Annotated in this window: 13 protein-coding genes; 8 read left to right on the top strand and 5 right to left on the bottom strand. The window is 41.1% G+C overall.

Going from position 1 to position 22,389, the window contains the following annotated elements:
• Both DXA54_RS03820 and DXA54_RS03815 read right to left on the bottom strand, forming a co-directional pair.
• On the bottom strand, window positions 1–3,070 hold a 3,070-nt coding region (locus DXA54_RS03820), incomplete at its 3' end, for a SusC/RagA family TonB-linked outer membrane protein (RefSeq protein ID WP_133304684.1).
• Between the two features lie 280 nt (window positions 3,071–3,350).
• Window positions 3,351–3,956 carry a DsbA family protein gene (locus DXA54_RS03815; RefSeq protein ID WP_120078989.1) on the bottom strand — a complete coding sequence of 202 codons (606 nt, stop codon included), beginning with the start codon at window positions 3,954–3,956 and terminating at the stop codon, window positions 3,351–3,353.
• Window positions 3,957–4,484: 528 nt separating this feature from the next.
• Between DXA54_RS03815 and DXA54_RS03810 the strand changes: the two genes are divergently transcribed.
• The 3 genes from DXA54_RS03810 (at window position 4,485) to DXA54_RS03800 (ending at window position 10,132) form a co-directional block, all read left to right on the top strand.
• Window positions 4,485–5,477, top strand: coding sequence for a metallophosphoesterase family protein (locus DXA54_RS03810; protein WP_120078988.1), 993 nt, complete (start codon window positions 4,485–4,487; stop codon window positions 5,475–5,477).
• 212 nt (window positions 5,478–5,689) lie between these two features.
• Window positions 5,690–8,035: a type I DNA topoisomerase gene (topA, locus tag DXA54_RS03805; protein WP_117512217.1), complete on the top strand. Its 2,346-nt coding sequence runs from the start codon at window positions 5,690–5,692 to the stop codon at window positions 8,033–8,035.
• A gap of 72 nt (window positions 8,036–8,107) precedes the next feature.
• Complete coding sequence (locus DXA54_RS03800; protein WP_120079000.1) at window positions 8,108–10,132, top strand: LruC domain-containing protein; 2,025 nt, start codon at window positions 8,108–8,110, stop codon at window positions 10,130–10,132.
• 236 nt (window positions 10,133–10,368) lie between these two features.
• Here the strand turns inward: DXA54_RS03800 and DXA54_RS03795 are convergent, their stop codons facing one another.
• The 3 genes from DXA54_RS03795 to DXA54_RS03785 all read right to left on the bottom strand — a co-directional run bounded on the left by DXA54_RS03795 (window position 10,369) and on the right by DXA54_RS03785 (window position 14,061).
• A complete protein-coding gene (locus tag DXA54_RS03795; protein ID WP_008646490.1) occupies window positions 10,369–11,535 on the bottom strand; it encodes a low temperature requirement protein A in 1,167 nt (388 codons plus the stop codon).
• 85 nt (window positions 11,536–11,620) lie between these two features.
• Complete coding sequence (gene argS, locus DXA54_RS03790; protein WP_008646492.1) at window positions 11,621–13,705, bottom strand: arginine--tRNA ligase; 2,085 nt, start codon at window positions 13,703–13,705, stop codon at window positions 11,621–11,623.
• A gap of 83 nt (window positions 13,706–13,788) precedes the next feature.
• Window positions 13,789–14,061 carry an HU family DNA-binding protein gene (locus DXA54_RS03785; RefSeq protein ID WP_004296482.1) on the bottom strand — a complete coding sequence of 91 codons (273 nt, stop codon included), beginning with the start codon at window positions 14,059–14,061 and terminating at the stop codon, window positions 13,789–13,791.
• Between the two features lie 221 nt (window positions 14,062–14,282).
• Here DXA54_RS03785 and DXA54_RS03780 point away from each other — a divergent pair, with 221 nt between their 5' ends.
• The 5 genes from DXA54_RS03780 to secDF all read left to right on the top strand — a co-directional run bounded on the left by DXA54_RS03780 (window position 14,283) and on the right by secDF (window position 22,238).
• Window positions 14,283–14,957 carry a rhomboid family intramembrane serine protease gene (locus tag DXA54_RS03780; protein WP_008776855.1) on the top strand — a complete coding sequence of 225 codons (675 nt, stop codon included), beginning with the start codon at window positions 14,283–14,285 and terminating at the stop codon, window positions 14,955–14,957.
• Window positions 14,938–15,843: a rhomboid family protein gene (locus DXA54_RS03775; protein WP_004296484.1), complete on the top strand. Its 906-nt coding sequence runs from the start codon at window positions 14,938–14,940 to the stop codon at window positions 15,841–15,843. Before DXA54_RS03780 ends, DXA54_RS03775 begins: the two co-directional genes overlap by 20 nt.
• Window positions 15,844–15,847: 4 nt before the next feature.
• Window positions 15,848–16,933, top strand: coding sequence for an endonuclease/exonuclease/phosphatase family protein (locus DXA54_RS03770; RefSeq protein ID WP_004296485.1), 1,086 nt, complete (start codon window positions 15,848–15,850; stop codon window positions 16,931–16,933).
• A gap of 31 nt (window positions 16,934–16,964) precedes the next feature.
• On the top strand, window positions 16,965–19,049 hold the full coding sequence (locus DXA54_RS03765; protein ID WP_120078987.1) for a M3 family metallopeptidase: 2,085 nt from the start codon (window positions 16,965–16,967) through the stop codon (window positions 19,047–19,049).
• A gap of 165 nt (window positions 19,050–19,214) precedes the next feature.
• On the top strand, window positions 19,215–22,238 hold the full coding sequence (gene secDF, locus DXA54_RS03760) for a protein translocase subunit SecDF (protein ID WP_004307867.1): 3,024 nt from the start codon (window positions 19,215–19,217) through the stop codon (window positions 22,236–22,238).
• The last annotated feature ends 151 nt before the right edge of the window (window positions 22,239–22,389 follow it).

Raw genomic sequence — 22,389 nt, 5'->3', positions numbered from 1 at the left:
GTTGAAATAAAAAAGAGATTACCACCAAATTTGACGAAGAACCTATTTTTTTCAAAAAATCATTGTTTCTAATCGTGTATCCGACAGTCAGGTTCTTCAAACGAAGATAGGATGCGTCTTGCAGCCATAAGGTAGACGGTGATGAGTTCCAACTTTCCGATGTCTCGGAAGGACGCGGATATTTAGCGCCCAACTGATTGTCCGGTGTCCAACACTCATCATAGAAGTAAGTCAACAATCCACGGTTTCCGGAGTTGGTAAACGGGATACGGTATTCAATCTCATACATCTTATTGACATGAGTCGCCCCGGTCCATTGCATAGAGAGTGAGAATCCTTTCCATTCACATCCCATATTCAATCCAAATACATATTCCGGGCGATTAGAATAACCGGTAATGAATCTATCGTTACCATCGACTATATTGTCACCATTAAGGTCGGCATACATGGCATCTCCCGGAGAAACAGCAGATGAAGGTTGAGGCAGTGAAGGATTCAGTGTCAGTTTTCCATCTTCACCTGTAATAAAGTCGCTGTACTGATAAAGGCGGACAAACTGATAAAGGTCTTTTGTACGTCCTGTAGGCCCACCCGTTTCATTCATATAATCAAATTGTTTGGGCACCTCATCCTTAAAGATAATCTTGTTACGAGCATACGATACATTCGCATTGATTCTATAGCTGAAATCATTTCCAATTTTATCGTTCCAACCTAATTCTACTTCATAGCCCTGATTCTTTACTTTTCCCAGATTCATATTCGGCAATGAAGTTGCAATAATACCGGGAGTAGACTGCGGCTTAATCAAAATACCTTTACGGTTTTCGATGAAATAATCAAAATTGAAAGACAAGCGGTTTCCGAAGAACTTACTTTCCACACCGTAATTCTGTTTATCAGCCGTTTCCCAAGTTACTTCCGGATTACCTAAAGTAGAGATAGCGAAAGCAGGACTGGTTACCGAATTATTAACACCAAAACTGTAGCCTTCGGAACCACTCCATGTAGAAGGTATATACATAAAACGGGAATTCGCTCCCAAGTCATTTCCTACACGTCCCCAGGCAACTCTGAATTTCAGGAAATCGAGTACTTTCTGCTGTTCCATAAATTTCTCACCCGTCATCACCCATCCGGCAGAAATGGAGGGGAAGAGGCCAAATCGCGTTTTTCCCGGAGCAAAGTTTTCAGAACCATTATAACCGACATTCACGTCCAGCATATATTTACTCAAATAGCTCCATGTAGCCCGACCTACCAAACCGACATAACTTCTGGGTATATACTGATGAGGCATAGCCGAACCACTCGCATATAACGGATAATAATCGCGTGATTGGTTATAAAGAAACAAACCGCCTACTTTATGATTGCCGAAAGAACGGTCGTAATTGGCACGCCCCTCTATATACCAGTTCTGATCACGGCCTTTTGATTCCGCGTATGTCAATGGAGTATCCGTACCTATCGGCGTATACACATGCGTCCTGTCGTAATTCGGGTCCGTTTCCGGCATCGTGTTATTACTATCCAAGAAAGACTTATATCTTACTTGTTGATATTCAATCGCACCACCCGCACGGGTTTTATTCAAGTTAAAGCGGTTGTCATAAGCACCTTTCAACGAAACACTTAATCCGGGAGTTACAAAATCCAACTTCTGAGTAATGTCCACATCCATATTCAGTGTTGTCTTGTAATTCTGCATATAGCCTTGCCCGTAAAATACAAACAAACCGTCACGCATAGTTTCTGTAAGCGGAGTCAATCCTTTGGGTACCAATGTTCTTACGCCATCCACAAAACCGGGACCAGCAAATGGAAGAGACCAAATCTGGGCAATTACCCATCCGTTGCTAACATTCTCGATACTTCTCGGCTCTCTGGTCTTACCCAAATATCCACCAAGCCCCAACTTCATTGTAGTAGTAGAAGTTAGCTTTGCGTCGATATTAGCACGGTAATTGTATCGGTCATAACGATAGTTATTATTATATGCCTGTCCGGGCATATCTTTCAGCAGTCCGTTCTGATACAGGTAACTGACGGAAATAAAATATTTCACGTTCTCGCTACCTCCGGATATATTCACGTTATTCTTGCTTTGGAGAAATACATTCTTAAAGAGGTAATCTCCCCAATTCACGCTTGGGTACATTATAGGATCCGATCCTGTACGATAAGCCTCAATCTGTCCGGGAGTGAAGAATTTCTTCGGGTCGGTATACCCATCCAATTCTTGCTTGGTATTCCAGAATTTGGCAAACTCATAACTATTAGTTTGTTCTACTAATGAAATAGGTTGCTGAAGCCCCAAAGAAGTGCTCACTGAAATTTTAGCCTTACCCGCTTTTCCTCGTTGAGTAGTAACCAATATTACCCCATTGGCACCACGCACTCCAAACACAGCAGTAGCCGAAGCATCCTTTAATATAGATATATTCTCTATTTCATTGGGGTCGATTTGTGAGAACTCACGCTCTACCCCGTCCACCAAAATCAATGGTTTTGACAATGAATTATCCAATGAACCGGCACCACGAATATAAATTTCAGCATCATCCTTACCGGGTTGTCCGGTCGTTTGCACCGTTGCTACTCCCGGTAGAGCCCCAGCTAATGAGTTAGTAACACTGGCAACCGGTGATTTAAGCAACTGTTCATTACTAATGGATGACATAGCACTCGTAACCAGCCCTTTCTTTTGAGTACCATAGGCTATCACCACTACCTCGTCCAAACTTTGTGAATCGTCTTTCAACTGAACATTAATCACCTTCCGTTCACCTACCACAATTTCTTGTGTGGCATATCCCATAAACGAGAAAACCAGCACCGCTTTCTTATTCGGCACGGTAATCGAGTAATTACCGTCAAAATCAGTAATAGCTCCCGTTTTTATACCTTTTATTGTCACATTGGCTCCGGGAATTGCTTCTTTCAACGCTTCGTCCGTAACCTTACCTCTAATTATAATACCTTCCTGAGAAAGCGCATGTGAGATAGGAATACATGAGAGAAACATGAGAAGAAGACAGAATTTAAAATCAAAAGTGTTCTTCATATACCAATTTATTTAATAATTAATACGTTCATAACCTTATAAAAGAATAGTTTCAAAACATTTCATAGGTTTTTACTGAACGCAAAGTTAATCTGAACGAACTAAATTAAGGGACAGTATTTGTGATAATAGGTACACAATTTGCCAAAGAACCGATTTATGGCAATTAGTGAACATTTCGTGCAAGGCAGGTGATGAGGCAGTTATGTGACTATTTAAGGTTGCTGTTTATCAATCAGGTTTTAGACTTCCAATCTTTAACAAAAAGACTTTTATTGTTTTATTCTGCTTTTATATATACTACCGAACGTCCGGTCCCGTACTTCTTCAAAATACCTTGTTCAATAAAAGCATTTATATCTATCAACGCTTGTCTTTTTGTCTTTCCAACAAGTAAAGCATAATCTTGTCGGTTAATACATGGATTCTTTTCTAAAAAATTATTCAATCGCTGCAAGCACTTCTCTTCCGCTAATGGATTCTTCACACGAAAAGGAGAATGATAACGCTGCAATACCAATTCACTCTCAATATCCTTCTTGAACTGACGATTAATTCTCAAATTAATATCTTTAAGAGATACTGACGGTGAACGCAAATCTTTTGAATCAGTCACTTTTTTGTCCACACTCAAAGAAAGAGTAAAATAGCCAATATCACCCACTTCAACGGAAAATCCCTTCAGCAACAAATGTCTTAATTCTTTTGATACAGCCTCTATAACACCCACCACTTGTGCATGAGGCATATGCTGAAAAGCGACAACTTGGTCTACAAATTCTTCGGCTGTATAGCTACCTTTCAATACCACACGTGCATGTAGAGGCAACACTTCCCCTTCCTTATCAGGATTAGGGGTTTCATAAAGGTCATAATTAACGCTCATTACTTATTAGTTTTTCATTGGGAAAGATTATTCTTTTTGTTCCCATATACTATTTATTTCATTAACTAGTTAGTTTTCGTTCAACAGCTGTTGAACGATAGTTCAACATATGTAGAGTGACAGCTCAACATCTGTTGAACGAAAACTGGAATACTAACGAGACAAATATACGTAGAATAAACGTATACTAATCTATGCCAATCAAGAATTTATTTTATCCTATCAACTATTTAAAGATCTCAAAGAATTATGCCTACGATTCAATAAAACTGTCCACATATTCACAGCAAACAACATTTCTAGCAATTTGTATACCCAACATAGTGAATAATGTACGTCCATTTCACATTCGGTAACTAATTTTACGCCAGCAAATATATTATGAGCCTCAAGTAATTAACCTTTTAATGATCAAAGCAATACGAAAAAAGCATGTTTATCAATGATTATCGAAAGCCATGACGAAGAACAGTGTATCATCAATTACCTAAGACACAACTTATACTCAATTAAATAACAGTTAAAATTATGAACTACTTTAAATTAATAAAATTGCTTTTGGCTGTAACCTTGGTAGAGGTTATAACAAGCTCCTGCTCTAAATCAGAAGCACCAATAAGGTTTGCTATTGCATCAGATTTTCATGCGCCGGATGTCCCGGATGGGAAAAAGCGTGTTGAGACATTTATTAAAGCAGCCAATGACGAGAATGCCGATTTTATAATTGAACTCGGAGATTTTTGCAGGCTTGACAGTGCAAGTCAGGTGTACAGAGATACATGGAACAGTTTTAAAGGAGAAAAATACCATGTCATTGGAAATCATGACCTTGACCGTTATAGCACAGAAGAATATGTAGAGGGAATGGGTATGTCACATCGTTACTACTCATTTGACAAAGGTAATTTTCACTTCGTAGTGCTTGATGGCAATAATTATCTTGATGGAGAGGAAATTCGGCACTATGACCATGGAAATTATGGAGCTTATCCACAGAACAAGCATTCGTATATAGATAAGGAACAAATGGAATGGCTGGAAAAGGATTTGGCAACAACGGAACTAAAAAGTATTTTGCTGTCTCACCAAAGTCTTGACAGTGAAATTAAAAATGGCACAGAAGTACGCCAAATTCTAGAAAAAGAAAATAAACGCGTAGGGTTTAAGAAAGTGGTACTTGCTTTCAACGGTCATAATCACAGTAATTATACAAAAGAAATTAACGGGATCACTTACATGCAGATTAATAGCGCTTCATATGTCTGGATTGGTAAGCCTACCATGACAGAAAAAAGATTTTCGGAAGAGATTAATAAAAAATATTCTCTTATGCAATATTCAATAATGTTCGATAAGCCATTGTACGCCACTGTTACGTTAACTGACGAAGGAGCAGACATAAAAGGAACAAAAGCTGAATTCATACCACCTACACCCAAAGAGATTGGATTAGGTGATTCTATCGGGGGCTACCCACTTGTATCGGCAATTGAAGATGTTTATGTGAAATTTTCCAATTGAAAGAGAGTTATGCTTACAGAAAACCTTAAATAGCAATATCATCCAACTCAATAGAGAATCCCTTCAAAAGCAAATATCACAGTTCTTTCGAAATTGCCTCAATAAATCCTAAGATTTTATTAAATTCTCCCTATATTATAAGGTAAGGAGAATCTTTTTTTTTACTTTTGTCCCCGAATATTGTGGTACAAGCCATTATAAAAGAAAGAATTATGCAGAAAAACCTTGTCATTGTCGAGTCTCCGGCAAAAGCAAAAACGATTGAAAAGTTTCTGGGGAAAGATTTCAAAGTCCTTTCTAGTTACGGACACATACGCGATCTGAAGAAAAAAGATTTCAGTATCGACGTAAATAATGATTTTAAACCCAGCTACGAAATCCCGGCAGACAAAAAGGCGCTGGTTAGCACACTAAAGACAGAAGCTAAAGAGGCAGAAACCGTATGGCTCGCATCCGATGAGGACCGCGAGGGAGAGGCAATTGCCTGGCATCTGTATGAGGTCTTAAAACTAAAACCGGAAAACACAAAACGAATCGTATTTCATGAAATTACGAAAAGCGCTATTTTAAAAGCGATTGAGCAACCACGCGACATTGACCTCAACCTCGTAAATGCACAGCAAGCACGACGGATTCTGGATCGTATCGTAGGTTTCGAACTCTCTCCCGTGCTTTGGAGAAAAGTGAAACCGGCACTTTCTGCCGGACGTGTTCAGTCGGTTGCTGTCCGCCTGATCGTTGAACGCGAACGTGAAATACATGCTTTCCAAACGGAAGCTGCTTATCGCATCACTGCCGTATTCCTCGTTCCGGACACGGACGGAAAACTGGTGGAGATGAAAGCTGAACTGGCTCGCCGTATTAAAACAAAAGAAGAAGCAAAAGCTTTCCTCAACGCATGTCAGGGAGCAAGCTTTGCTATTGACGATATTACTACCCGTCCGGTCAAGAAAACGCCTCCTGCTCCATTCACAACATCTACGTTGCAACAGGAAGCCGCACGCAAACTGGGATATACTGTAGCGCAGACCATGATGCTCGCGCAACGCTTATACGAATCGGGATTCATCACTTATATGCGTACAGACTCTGTCAACCTCTCGGAATTTGCGACAGCAGGCAGTAAAGACGCTATCATCAAAATGATGGGTGACCGCTACGTACACCCCCGTCATTTCGAAACAAAGACTAAGGGTGCACAAGAAGCGCATGAAGCTATCCGTCCTACCTATATGGAAAACCAGTCCGTTGAAGGAACAGCACAGGAAAAGAAACTGTACGACTTGATATGGAAACGCACCATTGCCTCACAAATGGCAGATGCGGAACTGGAAAAGACAACTGCTACCATAACAATAAGTGGCAGCAGCGATGTATTTACAGCCATCGGCGAAGTGATTAAGTTCGACGGATTCCTGCGTGTATACCGTGAATCTTATGATGATGACAACGAACAGGAAGATGAGAGCCACCTGCTTCCTCCTCTGAAAAAAGGTCAGAAGTTGGAACACGGCCCTATCATCGCAACCGAACGTTTCACCCAACGTCCTCCACGCTATACGGAAGCAAGTCTTGTACGCAAGTTGGAAGAACTGGGTATCGGACGTCCGTCTACGTATGCACCTACTATCTCTACCATCCAACAACGCGAATATGTGGAGAAAGGTAATAAAGACGGGGAAGAACGGCAGTTTAATGTCATGACATTGAAAGATTGTCAGATTAAGGATGAAAACCATACTGAAATTACCGGTGCAGAAAAGGCGAAGTTATTCCCAACGGATACCGGCACTGTGGTAAATGATTTCCTTACCGAATATTTCCCGGACATTCTGGATTTCAACTTTACCGCCAGTGTAGAAAAGGAATTTGACGAAATTGCAGAAGGAGAAGTGAAATGGACTTCTATCATGAAGAATTTCTATGATAAGTTCCACCCATCTGTAGAAAACACATTGGCTATCAAGACGGAACATAAAGTAGGCGAACGTATTCTGGGAGAAGAACCGGGAACAGGCAAGACTGTTTCTGTTAAGATTGGTCGCTTCGGTCCTGTTGTACAGATTGGTACTGTAGAAGATGAAGAAAAACCACGCTTCGCACAAATGAAGAAAGGTCAATCCATGGAAACCATTACTTTGGAAGAAGCATTGGAATTATTCAAATTACCTCGTACACTGGGCGAATATGAAGGAAAATCAGTCAGTGTAGGCGTAGGCCGTTTCGGTCCGTATGTCCTGCACAATAAGGTATATGTATCGCTCCCGAAAACACTTGATCCGATGGAAATTACTTTGGAAGAGGCAGAACAGCTGATTCTGGAGAAACGCCAGAAAGAAACGGAACGCCACATCAAGAAGTTTGAAGAGGAGCCGGAACTTGAGATTCTGAACGGACGTTACGGACCTTATATTACCTATAAGGGTTCTAATTATAAAATTCCTAAAGATATCGTCCCGCAGGATTTGAGTTTGGCTAGCTGTTTGGAACTCATCAAATTACAAGATGAAAAAGGACCAGCGACCACAAAAAAAGGACGATTCGCAAAAAAGAAATAAAAAAACTAGAAAAAGAGCAAATTATATAATTAAATGTATATATTTGCTCTTTATCTTTTAATACACAAACTTATGAAGCAAACAAATTTAAAGTATTTAATGATAGGAGTGCTTACCATAGCTTCCATCAGTTGTATGGACAAAGAGCGTGACTTATCTTGGGAGAGAAGGCATATGCCAAAAGAAGCATACTTCGACTTCAACATGACCCAAGCTGTCGCTTTGGATATCAATTATTGTTTCAAAAGCGAAAATTATCGTGTTCTTTTTAACATTTACGATCAAGATCCCATTGAATACTCAGCTGACGGCAGCGTGTCCCAAAAGGACATAGAGCCTATCTACCGTGCAGTTACAGACGAAAAAGGCAAATTCAGCGGAGAGATGAATATTCCGGCGGACCTCTCGGAAGTATGGTTATCATCGGATTATTTAGCCACCGTATCTCCTCTTAAACTAACGATTGACGACAGTCGTCGGCTTTCATTTAATCAAGATGCATATATCGCTACCTTACGTTCACAAACGGCATCAAAAACCAGAGGAGTGACCGTGAACCAACATACCTATCTAAAAGAATGGCATGTTCTTCCCAATGCAGACTGGGATGACAGCGGAAGACCAACCAACCTGGAACCTAAAATAAATATACCTCCGGCAGACGTACTATACAACATCAAGTATGTTTTCAGAAAGGTTACAGTCAAAGATGAGAGCGGTAAAAGCAAGGTTATGAACATCAGTCAGAATTATCCGGAGTTTTTTGATGGTTCCATTAAAATGACTTCAGATATTCCAATTGTTAACCCGACCGAAGTAAGCCTCGTATTTATAAACAGCTCTGCTGCATGGTACAATACAGTTGGATATTACACCTATCCGACCAACAATCCGCCCCAGAGCACGAGTGATATAAACCAAATAATTGCATTCCCAAACACCTCTCCTGTTTACAAGACTTTAGGGGTAGGAGCATTAGTGTGTGGCGAAGAAATAAAACTCAAATATTGGAATGAAGAGACACAGGAATACGAAGACAAATTTCCTGCAGGAGTCACAATTGGCTGGTGCCTTCAAGGTATGGGATTCAAGAGTAAACTCACCTCAGAAACAGATAAAGACAAAGTGGGCGATATCATAAATGGTATGGGGGCACGCTACTCCACCAGGAATCTAAACACGAATAATACACAAAGAACTGTATCTCTCCGTGATTCCAAGTCCGGGCAGATTGTAGCAGTAGGATTCGAAGATAATATTGACTTCGATTATGCAGATGCCATCTTCTATATTCATACGTCAGAAAAGAATGCTATTGACCCGATATTGCCTCCATTGCCTGAAGACCCCGAAGCAATCCCCGAGCAATATAAAATTTCTTATTCCGGTACACTGGCTTTTGAAGACTTATGGCCTAAGTTAGGTGATTACGATATGAATGACGTAATGGTAAAGTACACCAGTACGATGACCCGAAATGCTCTTGACAATCGCATTTACGAAATTGAAGACAAGTTTATCTTACAGCACTGTGGCGGTTATCTGCAAAACGGATTTGGATATCAATTACACAAGCTCTCAAACAGCAATGTCAAGAGTGTAAAAATAACGGGGCCTGATGCCAGTGGTTTATCAAGTTCTATATACATGGAAGGAAAAGAAACAGAGCCTGGACAGTCTCACCCAACCATATTGTTGTATGACGACATGACAAAATTCAAAAATATCACTGATGAATCAAAGAAAGAATATACTGTAACCATCACGCTTGATGGAGCTAGTGAGAAAGAGGTGGTACCTCCTTACAACCCGTTTATCTTCATCAGTTCCAACGAGGGTAGAGGCAAAGAATTACATCTGATAAATTATCCCCCGACTGACAAAGCCGACTTATCGTTACTGGGAACCGGAAAAGACATCTACAGACCAGAAGAAGGGATGTATTATGTTTCTGCAGACTTGATGCCGTTTGCTATCAATATGCCAGTAAGTAATCTCCCGGTTCCAGAGGAAGGGAAACGAATCGATCAATCATATCCCAAGTTCTCTGGATGGGTATCATCGAATGGGAAACAAAATAAAGATTGGTACAAATAAAGATTGATACGATTTAAATAAAAGCAGCCCGGATATTGTACGGAATCGCTATCGGGACTTCGCATTGCGAACCATCGATGAAAAAGACATAATAGACATCTGTTTAGAAAGGCGCGAATTACGCAGTTCACACAACTTCTCGAATACTCACCAAGAATTCGTGTGAACTGTGTTTTTATTTTAAGCCACAACATTATAGGATGTAAGTATTATCCGTTATGAATAGGCTTCCATCATTAAATCTTCGGCTCCCATTTTATCTTAAAACCTTTATTAGGGAATAGCATATCAAACACAATCACGAATATAAAAACAGATGTTACCAAGATATTCATCGTCAATAAAGAAATGTGATAAGGCCAGGGAAGCAGTAAAGCCAAAGCTATTACAGCAATAATATGTGATAAAGGAAGCATACGGCACGTGACATATTTATAGATACTATTTGCCAGAATATAAACGATTGGTCCGATAATCAGAACAAAAACAACTTCCGCTCTCATTTCTTGTTCGGGATAGGCAACAATCAGCTCGTCTCCTACCGCACAAATAATCAATGCTCCCACCAGTACAATATGAATTGCATTATAAATCAACCCCAGCTTTCCGGGATCTTTCACTTCCTGTATTTTCCGACTACCGGCTTCACTGCTCACATCAAAGTAAACCCACCACATAGCCAAACTACCAATAAAAGATATGACAGCAGAAATAATCACGAGAGGCGTCCATTCTTCTACTTCACTCAAAGAAGCTCCTGTCATCAATAGAGTTTCTCCAAAAGCAATAATCACAAACAACTGGCAACGTTCCACCAAATGATGCCCTTCAATAGTCCATTCCTTGCTACTGTCCGAACGTCCCAGACGAGGTAAAGCAAATCCGTGCATCGGGGCTGTATAATCACAGATGGCGGCTATAATCCACAGTAGAATTTGCCATTCTCCCTGCAATATGGCACCCGTAATCCAAAAGACGGCAGATATACAGAACCAGCCCATAATTCGCTTAAAATTAGCAGCCAGATGATGATCTCCTAACACCCCGATAATATAAAGTGTTCTCCCTGCCTGTATCAGAACATAGCAGACAGCAAATATCAATCCCCGGTAAGTAAAGGCATAAGGAATAGCAGCCGCCATCACCAGCCCCACCAGCATACTGATAAAAAGAAGAATACGTATCGGCCGGGTATCCGGGTTGAACCAGTTAGTCACCCAGATGGTATGTTGCCACAACATCCAGACTGCAAACCACAGGATTGTTTCTTTCAATAATCCTTCCCAAGTGAGATTATGAAGCAAATAATGTGAAAGTTGCGTGACCGAGAAAACATAAATCAGGTCAAACAGCAGTTCGGAATAAGAGACAGTAGCAGTTTCCGTTTCTCTCTTCCGAAGCAATGGATGGGGGGGAGTAAAACATACGAGGTTCCTTTTATATATATAAAAGAAACCCCGCAGAAGTCTATTTTGTTCAGAGAAAGTCTTACATTCTGGAAGGAACTTCGATACCCAGCAAATTCATTCCCAAGCGAACAACTTTAGCTACATTAGCAGACAGAGCGATACGGAATACTTTCACCGCCTCATTCTCTTCGCGCAGAATACTATAGTCATGATAGAACTGATTGTATTCTTTCACCAAGTCATAAGTATAATTAGCAATAATAGACGGGCTGTAATCTTCACCGGCTTGTTTTACAACAGCAGCAAAGTCGGCAACCATCTGAATCAGCCCTTCTTCCTTTTCACTCAATTCAATACCAGCCGGAATCTGTTCAGGAATTACGATACCTGATTCGGCAGCTTTCCGAAGTACAGACTGGATACGTGCATAAGTATATTGAATAAACGGACCTGTATTACCATTGAAGTCGATAGATTCTTTCGGATTGAATGTCATATTCTTACGGGCATCGACTTTCAGAATGAAATATTTCAATGCTCCCAGACCCACAATACGGGCAATATCATCAGCTTCTTCCTGTGTCAAACCATCCAGTTTGCCTAGTTCTTGTGAAGTTTCTTTAGCAGTGGCAATCATTTCCTCCATTAAGTCGTCAGCATCAACTACCGTACCCTCACGGGATTTCATCTTACCTTCCGGCAGTTCCACCATTCCGTAAGAGAAGTGTACCAGACTCTTACCCCATTCGAAACCAAGTTTATCGAGCAAGATAGAAAGCACCTGGAAGTGATAGTTCTGTTCGTTACCTACTACATAAATCATCTTATTAATCGGGTAATCGGCAAAACGAAGTTTAGCCGTACCGATATCCTGAGTCATGTAGACAGAAGTACCGTCACCACGGAGAAGGAGCTTATGATCCAGTCCTTCGGCAGTCAGGTCGGCCCATACGGAACCATCTTCTTTCTTGTAGAAGAAACCTTTTTCCAGACCTTCCATTACCTTTTCTTTTCCTTCGAGGTAAGTATTGGATTCATAATAGATCTTGTCAAAGCTAACCCCCATCTTCTTGTAGGTTTCGTCGAATCCTGCATATACCCAGTTGTTCATCATTTCCCACAATCCGCGTACTTCCGGATCACCGGCTTCCCACTTCACCAACATTTCGCGGGCTTCTTGCATCAAAGGAGAATTCCGCTCAACTAATGATTTAATACCTGATTCAAAATCATTAATTTGGTTTTGGAGATAATCAATTTCTTCAAAGAAAGGAAGAAAATCATTTAATTGGTCTTGATTTAAGATTTCGGGTAATTCTTTAAAAAAGCCATTCCAATCTCCATTATCATGAGCAGTTTCAGCAAGAATCTCAATTTCAGAAGTCAAAAAAGGAATACTTTCAAATGGCAATGAATAATATGCCTCTATAAGCCTATTTTTATAATCTTCTATAAGCCTAAGATTATTCTTAATATTATCTGCAATAATATCCGGCAACTCATCCCAAGATTCACTAATACAAATAGTATTTATCTCTTCTTTAAGTTTATTATTAAAAATTACATAATAATCGCCAACCAGATGGTCGCCTTTCTTTCCGGAAGTCTCCGGAGTTTCGCCGTTTCCATATTTCTTCCATGCCAGCATGGATTTACAGATATGGATACCACGGTCGTTTACGATATTAGTCTTTACTACCTTGTTGCCGTTGGCAGCTACGATATTTGCCAGCGCATTTCCCAAAAGATTGTTACGCACGTGTCCCAAGTGAAGCGGTTTGTTTGTATTCGGAGAAGAATACTCGATCATCACCAACGGAGAAGTTTCGGTAGCTTTTACCAGACCGTACTGTTCATCTGCCTGAATCTCGTTCAGCAACTCAATCCATGTAGCCGATGCAATAGTCAGGTTCAAGAACCCTTTTATCACATTAAACGCTGCTACAGCCGGATCGTTTGCCTTCAGATATTCACCGATTTCCTGTGCCGTTTGCTCCGGTCCTTTTTTTGACATCTTCAGGAAAGGAAATACCACCAACGTCAAATGTCCTTCAAATTCTTTCTTCGTTTTTTGCAACTGCACCATCTTTTCAGGGACTTCCTGACCGTAAAGTGCTTTGAGTCCGCTGATAACGGACGCTACAAGTTTATCTTCTATCTTCATAATCAAGTTATTTCTTGCGCGCAAAGATACAAAAAAAGGAGACGCATCGCGTCTCCTCTCCTAATTTCTTTCAACTATCTATCTTATTCAACAGCTGCAGATAATTCAGCACCAGCTTTAAATTTAGCTACTTTCTTAGCAGGAATAGTAATAGTTGCCTTTGTAGAAGGGTTAATACCAGTTCTTTCAGCTCTTTCGCTTACTGAGAAAGTACCAAAACCTACGAGAGATACTTTGTCACCAGCTTTCATAGCATTAGTAACTGAAGTGATGAAAGCATCAAGTGCTTTTTTTGCATCGGCTTTGCTCATTTGAGCTTCAGCAGCCATTGCGCTAATAAGATCAGACTTATTCATAATACGTAAAATGATTAATTAATATATATGTTACACAAAAGATTATCCCACAATGGATTAATTCCACAAATATAGCCGAACAAAACAACATATCAAATAAAAACATAAAAAAAACGCAGCAAATTATTGAAAAAGAGCTAATAGGAAGCGTTTTTCATGCTTTAAAACAGAATTTATTCGTACTTTTGCGTCTATTATCTAAATATTCAGAAATTAAAATGATGCCAACTGTAACTAAAAACCTGATAATTATCAATGTACTAGTATTTTTCGGGACAATCGTAGCCCAACGTTACGGCCTGGATTTAACGAATTATCTGGGATTACATTTTTTCCTCGCAAGTGACTTTAATCCGGCACAGCTTATCACTTATATGTTCATGCACGGCGGATTCAGCCACATTTTCTTTAATATGTTTGCCGTTTTTATGTTCGGACCGATTCTCGAACAAACCTGGGGACCCAAACGTTTCCTCTTTTACTATATTCTCTGCGGTATCGGTGCGGGACTTATCCAGGAAGGGGTACAGTATATTCAATATGTAACGGAACTTAGCCACTACGCACAAGTGAATATAGGTACAGGTGTTATCCCAATGGAAGAGTATCTGAACATGATGACCACCGTAGGTGCTTCGGGAGCCGTTTACGCCATATTGCTGGCATTCGGTATGTTATTTCCCAATAACCGGTTGTTTATCTTCCCGCTGCCATTTCCTATCAAAGCGAAGTTCTTCGTTATAGGATACGCCGCGATTGAATTATGGTCAGGACTTGCCAATAGCGCCGGAGACAATGTCGCTCACTTTGCTCACCTGGGAGGAATGTTATTTGGATTGATCCTGATTTTGTATTGGAGAAAAAAAAGCAATAACAATGGGACATATTATAGCTGATTTAAAGGAGACATTCAGAAGAGGAAATATTTTCATCCAACTGATTTATATCAACGTAGGCATCTTTCTGATCGGCACGTTGATTAACGTTTTCTTGCGACTGTTTGAAGTAAGTACCCCCGATATATTCGGTATATTTGCCCTGCCGGCATCCTTTATCGGATTTATTCATCAGCCGTGGTCGTTATTTACTTATATGTTTATGCATGCCGGTATCCTGCATATTCTATTCAATATGCTTTGGCTGTATTGGTTCGGAAGTTTGTTTCTCTACTTTTTCTCGGCCAAGCATTTAAGAGGACTATATGTATTAGGAGGTATCTGTGGAGGTTTACTGTATATGGTTGCCTACAATGTATTTCCTTTATTCAGTTCGCAAGTGGCGGGTGCAACATTGGTAGGAGCATCAGCTTCCGTATTAGCCATCGTAGCTGCTACGGCTTATCGTGAACCAAATTACAGGGTGCAACTTTTTCTTTTCGGTGCTATCCGTCTCAAATATCTGGCACTGGTTGTTATCGGAATCGATGTATTATCCATCACCTCAAGTAATGCCGGAGGACATATCGCCCACCTGGGCGGTGCTCTTGCAGGACTTTGGTTTGCCGCCAGCCTAAGTAAAGGAACCGATTTGACTTCCTGGATCAACTGGATTCTGGATGGTTTCACCTCCTTGTTTCAAAAGAAAACATGGAAACGGAAACCGAAAATGAAGGTACACTATGGAAACAGTGCCACCGGTCGCGAGAAGGATTATGATTACAATGCCCACAAAAAAGCACAGTCTGATGAAGTGGACCGTATTTTGGAAAAACTAAAGAAATCCGGTTACGACAGTCTGACAACTGAAGAAAAGAAAAGCTTGTTCGACGCAAGCAAAAGATAAAGGAATGGAACATATTGGCAAATTTGTCGCATATCTGATACTTGCTGTCAACGCTCTCTTCGTGGGAACGTTGATATTAAGCGCTTATAGCCCTTACCTTAACCCGAAAATAAATCCACTTGCTTCCAGCTTGGGACTTGCATTTCCGATATTCCTGACGATTAATCTGATTTTTATCGGCTTCTGGGCATTTGTCAATTACCGCTATGCGCTCTTGCCTGCCATCGGTTTTCTAATTTGTATTCCGCAGATACGGACTTATATTCCTTTTAACTCCACCACTAAAACCATACCGGAAGGAAGCATCAAAATCCTATCCTACAACGTAATGAGTTTCAACAATTTGGAGAAGAAAGATGGAAAAAACCCGGTATTGTCTTATCTTGTAGATAGTAACGCCGATATTATCTGTCTGCAAGAATATAACACCGCTACCAACAAGAAATACCTGACGGAACAGGACATTAAAAAAGCATTGAAAGCCTATCCTTACCAATCCGTCCACCAACAAGGGAAAGGAGATGTGCAACTTGCCTGTTTCTCTAAGTTCCCCATACTCTCGATACATCCCATCGAATATGAAAGTAATTATAACGGCTCCATGAAATATGTACTGAATGTGAATAACGACACTCTTACATTAATCAACAACCACCTGGAATCCAACAAGCTCACCAAAGAAGACAGAGGGATGTATGAGGATATGATTAAAGACCCGAATGCCAAGAAAGTAAAAACCGGACTTAGGCAATTAATAAGAAAACTGGCGGAAGCATCGGCTATCCGGGCTACACAAGCAGATTCTGTGGCTAAAACCATTGCAGAAAGTAAATATCCGACAACCATAGTATGCGGCGATTTCAACGACGGTTCTATCTCATATACCCATCGCATCCTGACTCAAAAACTAGACGATGCATTCACACAGTCCGGTAAAGGATTGGGTATTTCCTACAATCAGAACAAGTTCTATTTCCGCATAGACAATATCTTGATCAGCCCCAACCTGAAAGCCTACAATTGCACGGTAGACCGGTCTATCAAGGCATCAGACCATTACCCGATCTGGTGCTATATCAGTAAACGATAAGAACTGAAAACTCTAATAAAAAACACTTATGATGATTAAAAAGACACTAACCATTTTAGCAGTAAGTTGTATGATGTACTCCTGTGCTACGAAAACAGAAAGCAATCCTTTCTTTACAGAGTTTCAAACCGAGTATGGTGTTCCTTCTTTCGACAAGATTAAATTAGAGCACTATGAACCTGCCTTTCTAAAAGGTATAGAAGAACAGAATCAAAATATCGAAGCCATCATCGAAAGCCCGGAAATTCCGACATTCGAAAATACGATTGTGGCTTTGGATAACAGCGCACCCATCTTAGACCGGGTAAGCATCATTTTCTTCAATATGACAGATGCGGAAACTACTGATTCGCTGACCGCACTTTCCATCAAACTGGCACCGGTTCTTTCGGAACATAATGACAATATCTCCCTGAATGGGAAACTATTCAAACGGGTGAACGATGTCTACCAAAAGAAAGATTCATTGAACCTGACGTCGGAACAAGAACGTCTGCTGGACAAGACTTATAAAAGATTTATCCGCTCCGGAGCAAACCTTAATGCCGAAGACCAAACCCGCCTCCGCGAAATCAACAAGGAACTTTCTACACTCGGCATTACTTTCAGCAACAATATACTGAATGAGAATAATGCCTTCCAACTTTTCGTTGACAAGGAAGAAGATCTGGCAGGATTGCCTGAATGGTTCCGCCAAAGTGCGGCCGAAGAAGCGAAAGCAGTCGGACAACCGGGAAAATGGTTGTTCACCCTGCACAATGCCAGCCGTCTGCCTTTCCTGCAATATTCTGAAAATCGCCCGCTCCGGGAGCAAATATACAAAGCTTATATCAACCGCGGCAACAACAACGACGGGAACGATAACAAGGAAAACATCCGCAAGATCGTTTCTCTCCGCCTGGAAAAAGCGAACTTATTAGGTTTCGACTGTTATGCAAACTTCGTCCTGGATGAAACCATGGCAAAGAACGCCAACAACGTAATGAGCCTTTTAAATAACCTCTGGAGCTACGCACTGCCAAAAGCAAAAGCAGAAGCTACCGAACTTCAGAAATTAATGGATAAGGAAGGAAAAGGAGAAAAACTGGAAGCATGGGACTGGTGGTATTACACCGAAAAACTGCGGAAAGAAAAATATAATCTGTCTGAAGAGGATACAAAACCTTATTTCAAACTGGAAAATGTACGCAATGGTGCTTTCGCCGTAGCCAACAAATTATATGGCATCACCCTAAGCAAACTGGAAGGCATACCAACTTATCACCCTGATGTAGAAGTCTTTGAAGTGAAAGACGCAGACGGTTCCCAGCTCGGTATCTTCTATGTAGACTATTTCCCACGTCCCGGGAAAAGCGGTGGTGCATGGATGAGCAACTATCGTGAGCAACACGGAACAACCCGTCCATTGGTATGCAACGTTTGCAGCTTTACCAAGCCGGTAGGCGACACCCCCTCTTTATTGACCATGGATGAAGTGGAAACCCTGTTTCACGAATTTGGTCACGCCCTGCACGGACTGCTGACAAAATGCGAATACAAAGGAACATCGGGAACCAACGTGGTACGCGACTTTGTAGAGCTTCCTTCTCAAATCAACGAACACTGGGCGACTGAACCCGAAGTGCTGAAAATGTATGCCAAACATTATCAGACAGGAGAAGTGATACCCGACGAAATCATCGAGAAGATACTGCAACAGAAAACTTTCAACCAGGGCTTCATGACCACCGAATTACTGGCCGCCGCCATCCTCAACATGAACCTGCACACGATAACAGATGTAAAGAATCTGGATATGCTTGCATTCGAAAAAGAAGCGATGGACAAGCTTAATTTGATTCCCGAAATAGCACCGCGTTATCGCGTGACTTACTTTAATCATATCATTGGCGGATACGCAGCCGGATACTATAGTTACCTATGGGCCAACGTATTGGACAATGATGCTTTCGAAGCTTTCAAAGAACATGGTATTTTTGATAAAAACACCGCCGACCTGTTCCGCCATAACGTATTGGAGAAGGGAGACAGCGAAGACCCGATGGTGCTTTATAAGAATTTCCGTGGAGCGGAACCAAGCCTGGAACCACTACTGAAAAACAGAGGAATGAAATAATTCAGCAAAAAAGCCCTTAAACATCAAATATTTGAGGGCTTATTACACATGAATGTGAAAAAAAAACTATATTTGCAGCCTTGTATGCGGCAAAAAGAACTTGTGTACGACAGAATTTAACTGAAAATTAAATTAAAAAAGTAATCATCATAAATTAAAAGTAAAATGCAAAACAAAGGATTTGTAAAGGTTTTTGCGGTATTACTCACACTGGTATGTGTGTTCTATCTCTCCTTCTCCTTCGTAACACGCCATTATACCAACAAGGCGAAAGAAATTGCGAACGGCGACCCGAAAGTGGAACAAGACTACCTCGACTCTCTCTCCAATGAGAAAGTGTGGTTGGGTAACTGGACGCTGAAACAATGTCGTGAGATGGAGATTAGTTTAGGTTTGGACCTAAAAGGTGGTATGAACGTTATCCTTGAAGTTTCTGTACCTGATGTTATCAAAGCACTGGCTGACAACAAGCCGGATGAAGCTTTCAACAATGCATTGGCAGAAGCTGCAAAACAGGCTGTAAACAGCCAGGATGATATCATCACGCTATTTGTCAGAGAATACCACAAAGCTGCTCCTAACGCAAAACTTTCCGAACTCTTCGCAACACAACAGTTGAAAGACAAAGTTAACCAGAAATCATCGGATGCAGAAGTTGAAAAAGTATTGAGAGCAGAAGTAAAAGCTGCTGTTGAAAACTCATATAACGTACTTCGTACACGTATCGACCGTTTCGGTGTTGTTCAGCCGAATATCCAGAGCCTGGAAGACAAAATGGGTCGTATCATGGTGGAATTGCCGGGTATCAAAGAGCCGGAACGTGTGAGAAAACTTCTCCAAGGTTCTGCTAACCTGGAATTCTGGGAAACTTATACAGCTAAAGAAGTTCTTCCTGCCATGCAATCTGCTGATGCTAAATTGCGCGCTGTATTAGCGCAGGAGACAGGTGCAGACTCTACTGCTGTAGATTCCACCAAAGAAGCTCCGCTTGCAGAAGCTACTCCGGCCAAGAAAAACGTAAGTGCTGCCGACAGTCTTGCTGCTGCCCTGAAAGGAGATGCTACAACTACTGAAGATAATTCAACAGCTAACCTGGCAGAAATTAAAAAGCAATACCCTCTGTTGGCTATCCTGCAGTTGAACTCTAGCGGACAAGGTCCTGTGATCGGTTACGCTAACTACAAAGACACTGCTGATATCAACAAATATCTGGCTATGCCGGAAGTTAAAGCAGAACTCCCGAAAGACCTTCGTTTGAAATGGGGTGTTTCTCCTTCTGAATTTGACAAGAAAGGACAGACGTTCGAATTATATGCTATCAAGTCTACCGAACGCAACGGTAAAGCTCCGTTGGAAGGTGATGTAGTAACAGACGCGAAAGATGAATTTGACCAATACAGCAAACCGGCTGTCAGCATGACAATGAACTCTGACGGTGCACGTCGTTGGGCACAGCTGACCAAACAGAACATCGGTCGTTCTATCGCTATCGTTCTTGACAACTATGTATATTCTGCACCAAACGTAAACTCTGAAATCACAGGTGGACGTTCACAGATTACAGGTCATTTCACTCCTGAACAGGCAAAGGACTTGGCAAACGTATTGAAATCAGGTAAGATGCCGGCTCCGGCTCACATCGTACAGGAAGATATCGTTGGTCCGTCATTGGGTCAGGAATCTATCAATGCAGGTGTATTCTCATTCGTAGTGGCTCTGATTCTGTTGATGATCTATATGTGTATGATGTACGGCTTCATACCGGGTATGATTGCCAATGGTGCATTGTTCCTGAACTTCTTCTTCGTATTAGGTGTCCTCTCCTCCTTCCAGGCAGCATTGACAATGTCCGGTATTGCCGGTATGGTGTTGTCACTAGGTATGGCAGTGGATGCGAACGTACTTATCTACGAACGTACAAAAGAAGAACTTCGTGCCGGTAAAGGTGTGAAGAAAGCACTTGCTGACGGTTATTCCAACGCATTCTCCGCTATCTTCGACTCGAACCTGACATCCATCATCACAGGTATCATTCTGTTTAACTTCGGTACCGGTCCGATCCGTGGTTTTGCTACGACATTGATTATCGGTATTCTAGTATCCTTCTTCACCGCTGTGTTCATGACCCGTATAGTTTACGAACACTTCATGAACAAGGACAAACTATTGAACCTTACATTCACAACCCCTGTTTCAAGAAACTTGATGACCAACACACGTTTTGATTTTATGGGAACAAACAAAAAATCCCTTATCATCACTGTAGCCATCATCCTCGTTTGTATCGGTTCATTTGCCATGCGCGGTTTAAGCCAGAGTATCGACTTTACCGGTGGACGTAACTTCAAGGTACAGTTCGAGAATCCGGTAGAACCCGAACAGATTCGTGAATTGATCTCCAGCAAGTTCGGTGATGCTAACGTTAGTGTTATCGCTATCGGTACAGATAAGAAAACTGTACGTATCAGCACCAACTACCGTATTGAAGATGCAGGAAACGATGTTGACTCTCAAATCGAAGCATATTTATATGAGACTTTGAAACCTGTGCTGACTCAAAACATCACTCTAGCTACCTTTATCGACCGTGACAATCACACTGGTGGTAGTATTGTAAGTTCTCAAAAAGTGGGTCCGAGTATCGCAGACGATATCAAAACAGGTGCTATCTATTCCGTAGTACTGGCTTTGATCGCTATCGGTCTGTATATCTTAATCCGTTTCCGTAACATCGCATATAGTATTGGCTCTATCGTAGCTCTATCATGCGATACCATCATGATTATCGGTGCTTACTCATTGTTATGGGGTATCGTTCCATTCTCACTGGAAATTGACCAAACGTTTATCGGTGCTATCCTGACAGCTATCGGTTACTCTATCAATGACAAGGTGGTAATCTTCGACCGTGTACGTGAGTTCTTCGGCCTGTATCCGAAACGTGACAAACGTCAGTTGTTCAATGATTCATTGAATACTACACTTGCACGTACTATCAATACATCATTAAGTACATTGATCGTATTGCTGTGTATCTTCATCCTTGGCGGTGATTCAATCCGCAGCTTTGCATTCGCAATGATCTTGGGTGTTGTTATCGGTACATTGTCATCACTGTTCATTGCATCTCCGATTGCATACAACATGATGAAGAACAAAAAAGTCGTACCAGTAACTACGGAAGAATAATAAATTCCAAAAATAGAAAAAGCCTCTTCCGAACATTCGGTAGAGGCTTTTTCTATTGATTATTAAAACAAATAGAAGCTATAAGACGTTCATCTTAAAAGAAGCCATTGTTAAACTCAAAACCAGATACGATATGAAAGTAAAACAAAAC

Source organism: Bacteroides sp. OF03-11BH (assembly GCF_003604005.1).
Classification (GTDB): domain Bacteria; phylum Bacteroidota; class Bacteroidia; order Bacteroidales; family Bacteroidaceae; genus Bacteroides; species Bacteroides ovatus.
Note: the sequence above shows the minus strand (reverse complement) of the source record. Positions and strands in the feature narration are given on the sequence as shown.

Excerpts from the sequence above, each read along its gene's own strand:
- DXA54_RS03815 (WP_120078989.1), bottom strand. The coding sequence starts at position 3,956 with ATGAGCGTTAATTATGACCTTTATGAAACCCCTAATCCTGATAAGGAA.
- DXA54_RS03810 (WP_120078988.1), top strand. The coding sequence starts at position 4,485 with ATGAACTACTTTAAATTAATAAAATTGCTTTTGGCTGTAACCTTGGTA.
- topA (WP_117512217.1), top strand. The coding sequence starts at position 5,690 with ATGCAGAAAAACCTTGTCATTGTCGAGTCTCCGGCAAAAGCAAAAACG.
- DXA54_RS03800 (WP_120079000.1), top strand. The coding sequence starts at position 8,108 with ATGAAGCAAACAAATTTAAAGTATTTAATGATAGGAGTGCTTACCATA.
- argS (WP_008646492.1), bottom strand. The coding sequence starts at position 13,705 with ATGAAGATAGAAGATAAACTTGTAGCGTCCGTTATCAGCGGACTCAAA.
- DXA54_RS03785 (WP_004296482.1), bottom strand. The coding sequence starts at position 14,061 with ATGAATAAGTCTGATCTTATTAGCGCAATGGCTGCTGAAGCTCAAATG.
- DXA54_RS03780 (WP_008776855.1), top strand. The coding sequence starts at position 14,283 with ATGCCAACTGTAACTAAAAACCTGATAATTATCAATGTACTAGTATTT.
- DXA54_RS03775 (WP_004296484.1), top strand. The coding sequence starts at position 14,938 with ATGGGACATATTATAGCTGATTTAAAGGAGACATTCAGAAGAGGAAAT.
- DXA54_RS03770 (WP_004296485.1), top strand. The coding sequence starts at position 15,848 with ATGGAACATATTGGCAAATTTGTCGCATATCTGATACTTGCTGTCAAC.
- DXA54_RS03765 (WP_120078987.1), top strand. The coding sequence starts at position 16,965 with ATGATTAAAAAGACACTAACCATTTTAGCAGTAAGTTGTATGATGTAC.
- secDF (WP_004307867.1), top strand. The coding sequence starts at position 19,215 with ATGCAAAACAAAGGATTTGTAAAGGTTTTTGCGGTATTACTCACACTG.